Raw genomic sequence first — 13514 nt, 5'->3', positions numbered from 1 at the left:
ATAATGCTTAATGAGACTCAAATATTTAAATCCAACATTTATCATTACTCGTCTTAGCCTTTTCAATCAGTTAAACTCACGGCTCTGTTGTATTCGAGCTGTAATCAAATGTCCGTATCCCGCTTTTTCCTTTTATTAACATGCAGTTTTTCTGCTCTTGCTGCTCAAACGCCGACTGTAACTCTCAACGTTGATAACGATGGTATTTACGGGATAGACCAAGACTACACCAGTGGCCTTTTCCTCTCTTACACGTCCGGTGCCGTTCGTCCAAACTGGTGGTCAAGGCCACTTAGTCTTTCCGCTTGGGGAGCTGCCAGTTTAGATAAGTGGGAGGTCAGCTTGGGTCATAAAATGTGGACACCTTCAGATATCACGCTTGATACACCACAACCGAATGAACGCCCCTATGCAGGCTTACTACACGGTGAATTCAGCTACATCAGCTTGCACCCGCAACAGGCGCAACGTTTTAATCTTCTAGTTGGTACAACAGGTGAAAGCTCTCTTTCTGAAGAGGCACAGCGTGTTGTGCATGCCATTACAAAATCAGATGACCCGAACGGCTGGGCTTATCAGGTTGAAGACAAAGTGGTGGGCAGTGTCGGCTATCTTTCTCATTTCAACTTAATTCGCCAGCGCTTCACAATGAGCACAGACTTTGAAATCTCCAATATTTCAGAAGTAAATATCGGTAACTACCGTAGCGATGCCGCAACAGGATTTATGGTTCGTTGGGGACAAGATTTGGCGAGTAACTTTGGTAGCGCGCAAATTTCTGTGGAAAACCCATTTAAGGCGGGCATGATTGGCGCATCTGACTATGGTTGGTTTCTTTTTGGTGGTATTGAAGGGCGCTATCGTTTTAACGACATCACAATTGAAGGAAACAGACCACTAGAAGGCCTAGAGCATCCGGCAAGTTATTACGACGTGACTTTAGAACCTTGGCAAGCTACGGCTGTAGCAGGCGCTGCATGGTACAGCCGCCACTTCGGTTTTACCTTTACAACAACCGCCAATACTTCTGAATACAAGCAAGATAAGAAATCTCTACATGGTACTGGCGGCGTTTCTTTCTACGCGTTTTTCTAGACGCGATTGTTGGGTACCTATCGCTTAAATACTAAAGCGTTGGCAATCAGAGTTTAGCTCTGAAGAACGTTGGTCTACGACGCGGCTGATTGAACGCAGCTGCTCGTTGTTATCTTCGAGTTCTTTCATTGCCACAGAAATTTGCGTCATATTGTCAGCCATGGATTGACTGGTGGTCGCCAACTCTTTAATGGAACTGACGATGATTTCCGTCTGGTGCGCTGCCTCTCCTGCTTTATTGGTTATCTGAGCCAAAGCCTCCATCGCTTCATGGCCCCGCTCTTGACCAACCTGCATGGTTTGCCCAGATTGGCTAAATTTCTGAATAACCTCAGAACTCTCTTTCTTCATCGTCTCGATCGTCCCTGAGATTTCCGCAACCGCATTCACCGTACGTACAGCCAAGTTTCGAACTTCATCTGCCACAACCGCGAAACCGCGTCCTTGCTCCCCTGCTCGCGCAGCTTCAATAGCCGCATTTAACGCTAACAAGTTAGTTTGCTCAGCAATGCTATTGATGATATCCATGACTGAGTCAACTTTAGTCGAAGCTTCTTCCAGTTGCTGAATATTAGTCGTCGCAGAGCTTAGAATTTTGCCTACATCCTCTAGTGAACCAATGGCGGCCGCAATAACTTTCGCACCATTTTCCGCCGCCTCTGTCGATGACTTACTCACATCAGAAACAAACGCCAGAGAATTAGACACTTCATGAGTAGTAACACTGACTTCTTCAGTGGCAGAAGCCAATAACTGAGTTTGCCCTAAAACATCAGACTGCCCGTTCACAAGGTCGTCAATGCCAGAGTTTAGTTGTGCCGCATCTCCTGATAAAGCTTCACTTCGCTGCTGAACAGCTTTGACCAACTCCCCTAAATGTTCGCAACTCTGGTTAATCGCTACCGCCAATTGGTTAAACTCATCATTAGGATTATTCGATATAGGCATTCGCTGTGACAAATCACCTTGCGACAGGCGTTCCATCACCGCTTTGGTTTGCGATAGTGAACGAGTCAAAGAGATACTTAGCATGACAAAAATCGAAATAGTTATCACCGCTAAGACGGCACAAGCCACCAGCACAGACCACTGAGTTTGAACTCCTGCGTGCTCGGCTTGACGCTGATATGTCTCACTAATGTCACCAATTTGCTTTGATAAGTTTTCTATAAGACTTTTCGCTTGAGACTCACTGGTAAACAATTGCTCTTGCTGCTCATTAACCAATTGTGAAAGTTCACTGACACGTAAAAAAGTTTCTTTGAAATTCGCCACTTCTTTTTCATAGAGAGAAAGCATTGAGTAGCTTTTCGACATATTTATAAAGCCAGCCATAGCACGATTAAATAGCTTTAGGTTTTGTTCACTTGGCTGAAGAAGATAGTTTTGTTGCGCTTTGACTACGGCTTGGAAATCCGAGTTGATGGTCACCATCCCTGTTTCAGCGATTTTCGCTTCTATGGTGGTCGCCAGTTGTTTTAGCTCACCCAGTTTGCCCTCTTCGACGTTGAAACCCAATTCAGATTTGAGCTCCATCCAAGGTAAGAGTGACTGTTCAAATTGTGAGGTGACTTGTAGCAGTTGCTGAGACTCTTCATTGAAGTTTAATTGCTGAAGAAAAGTGATATCTGTCTGAACATGTTCCATCAAGCCTTTTAACTTTTCCTTAGCTTGAGAAACCTGATCTGCGGTGAGACTTTCTTTTTCGGAGGCCAAAGCAAGAAGATCGGCTTGGGTTGAGTGCATGGCCAATGCTCCAGACGTAATGTCCGAACTCTGCTTATATTGTGAGCCCATACCGGACAAGCTCATTGCGGTATAAAGACCAAGGCTAACAAAGCCAATACATAGAACAATAATAAAAAGTGTGATTTTTTGCTTCTGAGATAATTTCAGTACATCCATGCTAATCTTCCTTGTCACCATCCTGTGACTTTAGACTTCAAGATACTACGGGCTAAAGTGTCGTAATGTTTCGTTTACATTTTTGTCACTTATATCTTTTTTATAACACCCATCTTCAGCAATTTCGATTTTTTTTAAACTATTTATTACAACTCTGAATGGAATAAGGAAAACCTATTTAATCCACACTATTTGTAATAAAATGACGACTAAATTACACAATCGAGAGCAACACATGTCTACTTCTGGTCGAATTCACTCATTCGAATCTTGCGGTACGGTTGATGGCCCAGGAATTCGTTTCATCGTTTTTCTTCAGGGTTGCTTATTCCGTTGTAAGTATTGTCACAACCGTGACACTTGGGACACACACGAAGGCAAAGTGGTTACTGTTGAAGAGATCATCAACGAGGCGAAGTCTTACCGTCATTTTATGAATGCTTCTGGCGGTGGTGTTACGTGTTCTGGTGGCGAAGCCATGCTTCAACCTGAGTTTGTCAGAGACTTCTTCCGAGCGGCGAAAGCAGAGGGCATACACACATGCCTAGACACCAACGGTTATATCCGTAAATTTACGCCTGTGATCGATGAAGTTCTTGAAGTCTCTGATCTTGTGATGCTCGATATCAAACAGATCAATGATGACATCCACCAAGATTTAGTGGGTGTATCCAACAAACGTACTCTCGATTTTGCTCAATACCTGCACAAGATTAATCAACCAACCTGGTTGCGCTACGTGATTGTTCCCGGCTATACCGACGATGATGAATCAGCCCATAAACTGGGTGAGTTCATTAAGGATATGGACAACATTGAGAAGATTGAGCTGCTTCCATATCACAAACTTGGTGCTCACAAGTGGGAAGCGATGGGAGAAGAGTACCCACTTGAAGGTGTAGAGCCTCCAAGTAAGGAAACCATGGATAGAATTGTATCTATCCTTGAGCAATATCACTCAAACGTAAAATACTGATTCAAACTCGGTGACGATTCGTTAAAAATGCCAACCATAACCGGTTGGCATTTTAATATCTGTCTCACACGATGAAATGCATTAAAGGATAAATTCAACACTGAGGGATTATTTTGCAGTTACAAGAACTTGTCGCGCTAGCTATCGTTGTTATCTTCTTCACCATCTCACTCAAAGATGTACAGCACGCTTTTTTGCCGAAGTTTAAAACTGAAAAATCCTTTCAGCATCTGACCTATGCCGTGATGTTTGCCCTTGTGTTACTCTGGTCAGCGCAGGCCAGTGTCAAAGATGGTCTCCAAATCCATTTCTTAGCACTCACGACACTGACCATGATGTTCGGTTGGAGAAGCGCTTTCATGCTGACCATTCCGGTCAGTTTTGCTCTGGTCATCGTGGGGAAACTGGCGCTGTTTGCTCTACCGGAATTTTTATTGCTCTCCAGCTTGGTTCCGATTTTGATCTCCTATGCCGTATTCTCGTTAAGCTATCACTATCTGCCACGCAACATTTTTGTATTCATTTTTGTCGCAGGATTTTTCAACGGCGGTTTGACCGGAAGTTTACACCTCGCCATCAATGCGGGTTATCAACTCAATCTGGGTAACCACGACTGGAAAACCATATTGGACAACTATCTTATCTTTGTACCTCTACTTGCCTTCCCTGAAGGGCTGCTTAACGGTATGGCTCTGGCAATACTTTCGGTGTTTAAGCCTGAGTGGCTGAGAGTGTTCTCTGATCGGGACTATATCTACAATCATCATCACAAAAAATAGTCACACCTCTGCATATTTTATGTACTATCTCTATTAAAACAGTGTTGAGATCATGTTTCAGATTAATGCATTACTGTTAACCTAACCTCAGCAAAAAAATAATCAATTTTAGTGAGGCCAGCTATGGAAATGACTAACGCTCAACGTCTTATTCTTTCAAACCAATACTTCTTAATGTCTCAGCTTGACCCTTCAAACTCAGCAAAATACAAGCGTATGCAAACCATTGTTGAGCGCGGTTATGAACTCCAAATGTGTGAATTAAATAAAGAGTTTGGCTGTTTAAGTGATGCCCAATGTCGTGAAGTTATCGACATCATGGAAATGTATCACGCAATGCAAGAATCACACAAAATGCTCAGTGAAGAAGCGAGAAAAGACGTTGATGTACGTCGTTTGAATTTCTTAGGCTACGACATTGCAACAGAAGGCCAATTGGTTAACTACGTTCGCTTCCTAGTCGATTCTGAAGGTCTTTATCCTCAATTTGACAAAGGCGACCACCATTTCAACAGTCAAATGCCAATGGCTGACAAATATCGTCGCATGCTGGCGACATGGCGTCATTGCCCTCGTCAATACCATTTGTCTGCAAATGAATTGCGTCAGATCTTTAACGCATAGTTAAGAGCTAACCATCGGTTAAAAATACTAATTTAAAATGCAGTAAGGCGGACTTTGTCCGCCTTACTTATATCAAAATTTTGGGCTTAGAAAAGGTAAGCAATACCAAAAGAAACGGTAGTACTAATACCACTTTCTATGATCGGACTTTTTTCTATATCCCCTTCCAGATTCGTATAGCGAACGTTGCCGTTCACTCTCACTGTATCAATGATATTCCAGTAGGCTGACGCGCCAATAAAGTACTGGCCGTCCCACTTCGCTTCAAACTCAGGCAATCCGCTACGTGCCGCTTCTTCACTAGAAACACCATAAAGATGGTTATTCAGCTTATCTGAGTTGTATGAGTAACCAATACCCGGAGTCACTCCCCAGTTACTAAAACGTAGTGGGAAACGCAACGCTACTTCTGCATATAAACCATTATGTGTATCACCGATGTCTGTCGCAGCAGAGGTTTCGAGTAAACCAACCGGAGTTCTCAATTGATAACTGACACCGCCTAAAATCGTTGAGGAACGTTTATCCAACATTTGAATTTGCGCATTGTCTGAGTCTCCCGGTTTGAGAGTTCTCGGATCATACATCAGTTTGAAAACGAAGTTTTGCGGAGAACTCATCGGCAGAACTCGGTAGCCCGCACTGAAGCCACGCAGAAACAGGTGCTCACCTTCATAACCGATAACAGGAATTACCGTTTGATTCGATGGCGTTTCTTTATAAACCGCTGGTGAATACGCCGCCGCGACGCCTAACGACCATTGATCAGGTTGCGCTTGAGCAGGAAGTGCCATTGTCAAAGAGAGAGCAACAAGCGCAGAAAAGTAGAACTTATTCATAGTGATAGTTATGTCCATTGGTATGCAATCCATTGAGTGACATCATACGAACCTATGCACCCATTGACAATAAAGATGAGAACTATTGTGATTTTTAACCTTTAAAACCGTTTGAACGTCTCATACATGAACCACATTTGACGCGACAAGCACAAAACATTTCTTCTGCAAATATCAAATTCGAAATTTCTTTTTATCATCACTAATTTGAAATAAATGCATAATCTCTAAGCAAAATCGCGAATAGCAAACTAGTCTTAAATTGTTAGGGATTTATGTTTTAAAGCGGTTGTATGTCTGTGTGACATTTTTAGAGGGGACTTACTATGAGTATTTTTGACCACTTTCAGGCACGCTATGAAGCAGCCAAGGATGAAGAGCTAACAATTCAAGAGTTCTTAAATCTATGTAAAGAAGACAAAAGCGCATACGCAAATGCGGCCGAACGCCTGTTGCTCGCCATCGGTGAACCCGAGATGGTAGATACTTCAAAACACCCTCGATTAAGCCGTATTTTTTCAAACCGAGTTATCTCCAGATACAAAACTTTCCAAGACTTCTACGGTATGGAAGATGCCATAGAACAAATCGTTTCTTACTTAAAACACGCCGCTCAAGGCTTAGAAGAACGTAAACAAATTCTTTACTTACTCGGCCCTGTGGGTGGTGGTAAGTCTTCTCTTGCTGAAAAACTCAAAGCACTGATGCAGCAAATGCCTATTTATGTCCTTTCGGCAAATGGCAAACGCAGTCCAGTGAACGATCACCCGTTCTGCTTATTTGATGTCAACGAAGATGGAGAACTTCTAAAACAAGAATACGGTATCGAAAAACGCTATGTTAAATCCATCATGTCACCGTGGGCAGCAAAACGCTTACACGAGTTTGGTGGTGATATCACCAAGTTTAAAGTGGTTAAAGTTCGCCCTTCAATCTTGGATCAAATCGCAATAGCGAAAACCGAACCGGGTGACGAAAACAACCAAGATATTTCCTCACTGGTAGGTAAAGTCGATATTCGTCAGTTAGAACACTTCTCTCAAGACGATCCTGATGCTTATAGCTATTCAGGCGCATTGTGCCGCGCGAACCAAGGTTTAATGGAATTCGTAGAGATGTTTAAAGCGCCAATCAAAGTGCTTCACCCTCTACTCACCGCGACACAAGAAGGGAACTATAACGGTACAGAAGGTCTTTCAGCCTTACCGTTTGACGGAATGATACTCGCCCACTCTAACGAATCTGAATGGCAGGCTTTCCGTAACAACAAAAACAATGAGGCATTCCTAGACCGTGTTTATATCGTCAAGGTTCCTTACTGTCTGCGTGTTTCCGAAGAAGTTAAAATTTACCAAAAACTGCTTGAGCACAGTGAGCTTTCCAAAGCGCCATGCGCACCAAGTACACTTGATCTGCTTGCTCAATTCAGCGTACTTTCGCGTTTGAAAATTCCTGAAAACTCATCGCTATTTTCGAAAATGCGGGTTTACGATGGTGAAACACTCAAAGACACCGATCCAAAAGCGAAAAGCTACCAAGAGTATCGTGACTACGCAGGTGTCGATGAAGGCATGTCGGGTCTTTCCACTCGTTTTGCGTTCAAGATTCTCTCTCGCGTATTCAACTTCGACCACAGTGAAGTATCGGCAAACCCTGTACATCTCTTCTATGTAATTGAACAACAAGTAGAACGTGAGCAGTTCCCGCAAGAAACAGCTGACCGTTACTTAGAGTTTGTGAAGGGCTACCTCGTACCGCGTTATGTCGAGTTCATCGGTAAAGAAATTCAAACCGCATATTTGGAGTCCTACTCAGAGTACGGTCAAAACATTTTCGACCGCTACGTCACTTATGCGGATTTCTGGATTCAGGATCAGGAATACCGCGATCCGGAAACTGGGCAACTGTTTGACAGAGCTTCACTCAACGGAGAACTGGAGAAAATCGAAAAAACCGCTGGAATCAGTAATCCGAAGGATTTCCGAAATGAAATCGTCAACTTCGTATTACGTGCACGTGCGAATAATAATGGTAACAACCCAGCTTGGACCAGCTACGAAAAATTGCGCACCGTTATCGAGAAAAAAATGTTCTCGAATACTGAGGAACTACTACCTGTTATCTCCTTTAATGCGAAAACCTCTTCTGAAGATCAGAAAAAACACGACAACTTTGTCGCTCGCATGATGGAGAAAGGTTATACCGAAAAACAAGTGAGACTATTGTCTGAGTGGTATTTACGCGTACGTAAATCTTCTTAAACACTGTCTGTACCCAAAGAACTTGTTGTAAAGGGTATATCTGAAATCCAACTAAGCAGGCATCCAAGGACAGGATGCCTCGTTGGAGGAGCTATTCAGGTGACGTATACGGGGGAAGACTCATGCCGCAATTCATCGATAGACGATTAAACGGTAAGAACAAAAGCGCGGTGAACCGACAACGCTTTTTACGCCGTTATAAAGAACAGATTAAAGAGTCGGTTTCCGATGCGGTAAACCGCCGTTCAATCACGAACACAGAAACTGGGGAAGATGTCTCTATACCAAATAAAGACATCAAAGAGCCTGTCTTTCATCAAGGTCAGGGAGGCATGCGTGAGCGTGTACACCCAGGCAATGACCAATTCATACGCGGTGACAAGATAGAACGCCCTCGCGGAGGTGGTCAAGGCGGCGGATCAGGTGAAGGAGAAGCCAGCCAAGACGGTGAAGGCGAGGACGAATTTGTATTCCAGATTTCCAAAGACGAATATTTGGATATTCTGTTCGAAGACCTCGAACTGCCGAATCTCGAAAAAAACCAAATCAATAAGATAACGGAGTGGAAAACCCATCGAGCTGGATACCAGACTGCGGGTTCAGCTTCCAACATTGCTATTGTTCGTTCGCTACAACAATCATTGGCACGCCGCACGGCGATGACCGCCAATAAACGTCGTTTAATGAAAGAATTGGAAGAAGAGTTAGAACGAATTAAAGTCGCGGAACCTGCTCTGCTTCTAGAAGAAAAACGGATCAAAAAAGAGATTGAAGAACTGCGCGCCAAAATTGAAAGCGTGCCTTTTATTGATACCTTCGATTTGCGTTTCAAAAATTACGAAAAACGCCCTATTCCATCTAGCCAAGCGGTTATGTTCTGTTTGATGGACGTCTCTGGCTCTATGGACCAAGCCACCAAAGACATTGCGAAACGCTTCTACGTATTGCTCTATCTGTTCCTGACTCGAACATACAAAAACGTCGAAGTAGTATTCATTCGTCACCATACTCAAGCGAAAGAGGTGGATGAACAAGAATTCTTCTATTCCCAAGAAACTGGCGGCACCATTGTTTCCAGTGCACTTAAGCTGATGCATGAGATCATTGAAGAACGATATCCGCTTGGTGAATGGAATATCTACGGTGCACAAGCTTCCGATGGTGATAACTGGGCGGATGATTCGCCACGCTGTAAAGAGTTGCTCACCAAACAACTGCTACCTTACTGTCAGTACTATGCCTATATCGAGATTACCCGTCGCTCGCATCAAACCTTATGGCACGAATATGAAAAACTGCAGCCAGCCTTTGGTAATTTTGCTATGAAGAACATTCGCAGTATGGAGGATATTTTCCCTGTCTTTAGGGAACTATTCCAGAAGGAAACCGCATAGGGGGAGCGCGTATGACAACCAATGCTACAAAAAATAAGTCAAATGCTGCGCCGAAGAAACGCGCAACCAAATCGAAAATTCTGCCTGATGGGCCGGATTGGACCTTTGACATCCTAGAGCAGTACCACACAGAGATAAAACGTGTCGCTGAGTTTTATAAACTGGATACCTATGAGAACCAAATTGAAGTCATCACTTCTGAACAAATGATGGATGCCTATTCCAGCATTGGTATGCCTATCAATTACAACCACTGGTCATTTGGTAAGAAGTTTATCCATACCGAACAAAACTATAAGCATGGACAAATGGGACTGGCGTACGAGATCGTCATCAACTCCGACCCTTGTATAGCTTATCTGATGGAAGAAAACACCGTAACCATGCAAGCGTTGGTCATGGCTCACGCCTGCTACGGACATAACTCTTTCTTTAAAGGAAACTACCTATTCCAAACATGGACCGACGCAAGTTCAATTATTGACTACCTGCTGTTTGCTAAAAATTACATTGCCGGATGTGAGGAAAAATATGGCGTTGATCAGGTAGAACGCTTATTAGACTCGTGCCATGCATTGATGAATTACGGTGTCGACAGATACAAACGTCCAGAAAAAATTTCCATCGCCGAAGAAAAAGCGCGCCAAGAAGAACGTGAAGAGTATTTGCAGTCTCAGGTGAATGCCCTTTGGCGCACCGTCCCACAGAAAGCGAGAGCGGAAGACGACCAACCGCGTTTCCCGAGTGAGCCACAAGAGAACATTCTCTATTTCATCGAAAAACACGCGCCACTGCTTGAATCATGGCAGCGTGAAATCGTCCGTATCGTGCGTAAAATTAGCCAGTATTTCTATCCTCAAAAACAAACACAGGTAATGAATGAAGGTTGGGCTACCTTCTGGCACTACACCATTTTGAATCACTTGTATGATGAAGGATTAGTGTCTGACAAATTCATCCTAGAGTTTCTGCACAGCCATACTAGTGTTGTGGCACAACCGCCATACAACAGCCGCTATTTCAGTGGTATCAACCCTTATGCGCTAGGGTTTGCAATGTTTACCGATATTAAACGAATTTGTGAAAACCCAACCGACGAAGACTACGAATGGTTCCCTGAACTGGCAGGGACAGACTGGTTAGAAGCGGTGCATTTCGCTATGCACAACTTCAAAGATGAAAGCTTTATCAGCCAATATTTATCACCGAAACTTATCCGTGATTTCAAACTGTTCGCCATTGCAGACGACGACAGGAAGAACTTCATTGAAGTCACCGCCATCCACAATGACAGCGGCTATCAACAGATACGAGAGAAGCTCGCTGCTCAATACAATCTGAGTAACTTGGAACCGAACATCCAAGTATTCAGCGTCGACGTTCGTGGAGACCGTTCCATCACACTGCAGTATGTCCCCCACGACCGAATTCCTTTAGACCCAAGCTACGAGGAGGTACTAAAACACATGCATCGCCTATGGGGTTTTGAAGTCAAATTGGAGGAGGTAAAAGACACTGGAAGAAGAGAAATCCTCGCAACCTGTCCTAAAAAAGGTGATCACGAATAGTGATTATCGTTGCGACAACTAAAACATCTAACCTAACAATTAGTTGTAAAAAGTAAGTAGTTGTAAAAGTAAATAGTTCTATATAACGAACAAAGCCCCAGACTCTCATCTGGGGCTTTTCTTATTCTGATTGCTTTTAGCCTACGACTGCTTTGCCACAATACTGCGTACTAACTCCAAGTCTTCCGGAGTATCGACACCCGCAGGAGGCGCTTCCAGCGCGACTGCAACATGAATTTTCTCGCCATACCAAAGTACGCGTAACTGCTCTAAACATTCAATTTTCTCAAGCTGGCTAGGCTGCCAGTTGATATAGGTATTAATGAAACCAGCACGATAAGCGTAGATACCAATGTGGCGCATTAAAGGTTGCACTATGGTTTTGTCTTCAGAAGCAAAGTTATCACGATCCCATGGAATCGATGCACGACTGAAATAGAGTGCGTAACCGTCTTTATCTGTCACCACTTTCACTGCATTGGGGTTGAACACTTCACTTTCGTGATCAATTTCAACCGCCAGTGTTGCCATAGGAGCGTTGCTCGCCGCCAAATTATCCGCAACCTGACGAACAATAGCGGGTGGAATCAAGGGTTCATCACCTTGCACATTGACTATGATGTGGTCATCTTCAATGCCCATTAATGCAACCACTTCAGCCAAACGCTCAGTGCCTGACTGATGGTCTGGAGAAGTCATACACACCGTACCGCCAAACGCTTTAACCGCCTGTTCAACGCGAGCATCGTCAGTTGCGATAATCACTCTTTCAGCGCCCGCCAAGAGAGACTGCTCATAAACCCATTGAATCATTGGTTTACCACCAATATCCGCGAGCGGTTTACCCAGTAAACGCGTCGACTGATAACGAGCAGGAATAACAACGGTAAATGACATTATCGTCCCTCGTCCATTGACATAGTGCGAGCTTCTGGTTCAAGGAGAACAGGAATGCCCTCTTTGATTGGATAAGCAAGACGGTCAAATTTACAAATGAGTTCTTGTTTATCTTTATCGTAAGTCAACTTGCCTTTACATAAAGGACAAGCAACGATTTCAAGCAGACGGTGATCCATACTGTTCCATAACCTCTTTAATAGTTTCCACAATATGCTGCTCATCATGATGAGAGATCTGCGCTGAGACTGGCAGATACCACCAGTTCTCTTTGGCAAACGCAGCACATTTTACAGCGTCTTTTTCTGTCATAACCACATGATCCCCACGTGTTGCTAATGCAAACAGCTGCGAGGAATCAAAATCTTGGTGGTCAGCGAATCCATGTTCTACTACAGGTTTAGCTCCGAGCTCTTTTAAGGTATTAAAAAAGCGTGGAGGATGACCAATACCCGCCCAAGCAACGATGTTTGACAATGTGTTCACAGGCACTCTTTCTCCCGTGACCATATTTACCGCCAAGTCAGGTTGCAGTGTCATAGCCACTTCACCCGCGAGAGGCGTTCCGCCGTTAGTAATCGTAAAATCCACTTCTTTCAAACGTGACACAGGCTCACGAAGTGGGCCCAAAGGCAGTAGCTGCTCATTGCCAAATCGTCTCACGCCATCAACAACGGCAAATTCAATATCACGATCCAGTGCGTAATGCTGCAAGCCATCATCGGTAACAATAATATCGATGTTTTCCTTCAGCAGAGCTTTCACAGCACTGGAGCGAATGGGGTCAACGGCAACAGGCGCTTTGGTGCGTTGATAAATAAGCTTGGGTTCATCACCACAGTGGGCTGTCGACGTGTTATCTGAGACCATCAGCGGATAAGAAGGCGCTTTCGCTCCATAGCCTCGGGAAACCACGCCGGGTTTATAACCTAGCCGTTGAAGCGTTTCGACCAACCAGATAACCACGGGCGTTTTACCATTACCACCAGCAGTAATATTGCCGACGATAACAACAGGCACTGGTGCCTTGTAGCTCTGTTTCTTTCCGGATTGAAATGCCTTTCTGCGAGAGCGGCTTATCGCTTTAAACACAAGGCTTAATGGCCACAAAAGTGGCCATAAGAGAAAATGAATCGGATGATGTTGAAACCAGATTTTTTCAATCACAGTTTGAAC

Annotated in this window: 12 protein-coding genes; 7 read left to right on the top strand and 5 right to left on the bottom strand. The window is 44.0% G+C overall.

Going from position 1 to position 13514, the window contains the following annotated elements:
• The first annotated feature begins 108 nt into the window (after positions 1-108).
• Positions 109-1095 carry a lipid A deacylase LpxR family protein gene (locus tag P4S58_RS04645; RefSeq protein WP_102968148.1) on the top strand — a complete coding sequence of 329 codons (987 nt, stop codon included), beginning with the start codon at positions 109-111 and terminating at the stop codon, positions 1093-1095.
• Between the two features lie 24 nt (positions 1096-1119).
• Here P4S58_RS04645 and P4S58_RS04640 read toward each other — a convergent pair whose 3' ends face one another.
• On the bottom strand, positions 1120-3000 hold the full coding sequence (locus P4S58_RS04640; protein WP_102968147.1) for a methyl-accepting chemotaxis protein: 1881 nt from the start codon (positions 2998-3000) through the stop codon (positions 1120-1122).
• A 235-nt stretch (positions 3001-3235) separates the two neighbouring features.
• On the opposite strand from P4S58_RS04640, the gene pflA reads away from it, so the two are divergent.
• The 3 genes from pflA to P4S58_RS04625 all read left to right on the top strand — a co-directional run bounded on the left by pflA (position 3236) and on the right by P4S58_RS04625 (position 5379).
• The gene (gene pflA / locus P4S58_RS04635) at positions 3236-3976 is read left to right on the top strand and encodes a pyruvate formate lyase 1-activating protein (RefSeq protein WP_042486918.1); all 741 of its coding nucleotides are present in this window, start codon (positions 3236-3238) and stop codon (positions 3974-3976) included.
• A gap of 113 nt (positions 3977-4089) precedes the next feature.
• Entirely contained in the window at positions 4090-4755 is a 666-nt protein-coding gene (locus P4S58_RS04630; RefSeq protein ID WP_102962685.1) for an energy-coupling factor ABC transporter permease, read from the top strand.
• Between the two features lie 123 nt (positions 4756-4878).
• The gene (locus P4S58_RS04625; protein ID WP_102940650.1) at positions 4879-5379 is read left to right on the top strand and encodes a YfbU family protein; all 501 of its coding nucleotides are present in this window, start codon (positions 4879-4881) and stop codon (positions 5377-5379) included.
• Between the two features lie 86 nt (positions 5380-5465).
• Here the strand turns inward: P4S58_RS04625 and P4S58_RS04620 are convergent, their stop codons facing one another.
• Entirely contained in the window at positions 5466-6236 is a 771-nt protein-coding gene (locus P4S58_RS04620; protein WP_373279114.1) for a MipA/OmpV family protein, read from the bottom strand.
• Positions 6237-6544: 308 nt separating this feature from the next.
• Between P4S58_RS04620 and P4S58_RS04615 the strand changes: the two genes are divergently transcribed.
• From P4S58_RS04615 to P4S58_RS04605, 3 genes are all read left to right on the top strand, one after another.
• Positions 6545-8479, top strand: coding sequence for a PrkA family serine protein kinase (locus tag P4S58_RS04615; RefSeq protein ID WP_042486692.1), 1935 nt, complete (start codon positions 6545-6547; stop codon positions 8477-8479).
• 122 nt (positions 8480-8601) lie between these two features.
• Positions 8602-9873: a YeaH/YhbH family protein gene (locus P4S58_RS04610; protein ID WP_102968146.1), complete on the top strand. Its 1272-nt coding sequence runs from the start codon at positions 8602-8604 to the stop codon at positions 9871-9873.
• 11 nt (positions 9874-9884) lie between these two features.
• Positions 9885-11441 (top strand): SpoVR family protein, encoded by a 1557-nt coding sequence (locus P4S58_RS04605; RefSeq protein ID WP_102954697.1) that lies wholly within the window; start codon positions 9885-9887, stop codon positions 11439-11441.
• A gap of 141 nt (positions 11442-11582) precedes the next feature.
• Here P4S58_RS04605 and kdsB read toward each other — a convergent pair whose 3' ends face one another.
• From kdsB to lpxK, 3 genes are read right to left on the bottom strand one after another with little or no spacing between them, the layout of a single operon-like run.
• Positions 11583-12338, bottom strand: a complete 756-nt coding sequence (gene kdsB, locus P4S58_RS04600; RefSeq protein ID WP_102968145.1) for a 3-deoxy-manno-octulosonate cytidylyltransferase — start codon at positions 12336-12338, stop codon at positions 11583-11585.
• Positions 12338-12517 carry a Trm112 family protein gene (locus tag P4S58_RS04595; protein WP_102940655.1) on the bottom strand — a complete coding sequence of 60 codons (180 nt, stop codon included), beginning with the start codon at positions 12515-12517 and terminating at the stop codon, positions 12338-12340. Before P4S58_RS04595 ends, kdsB begins: the two co-directional genes overlap by 1 nt.
• Positions 12498-13505 (bottom strand): tetraacyldisaccharide 4'-kinase, encoded by a 1008-nt coding sequence (lpxK, locus tag P4S58_RS04590; protein WP_102968144.1) that lies wholly within the window; start codon positions 13503-13505, stop codon positions 12498-12500. Before lpxK ends, P4S58_RS04595 begins: the two co-directional genes overlap by 20 nt.
• Between the last annotated feature and the right edge of the window lie 9 nt (positions 13506-13514).

Source organism: Vibrio sp. Hal054, assembly GCF_037162405.1.
GTDB classification, from domain to species: Bacteria; Pseudomonadota; Gammaproteobacteria; order Enterobacterales; family Vibrionaceae; genus Vibrio; species Vibrio diazotrophicus.
Note: the sequence above shows the minus strand (reverse complement) of the source record. Positions and strands in the feature narration are given on the sequence as shown.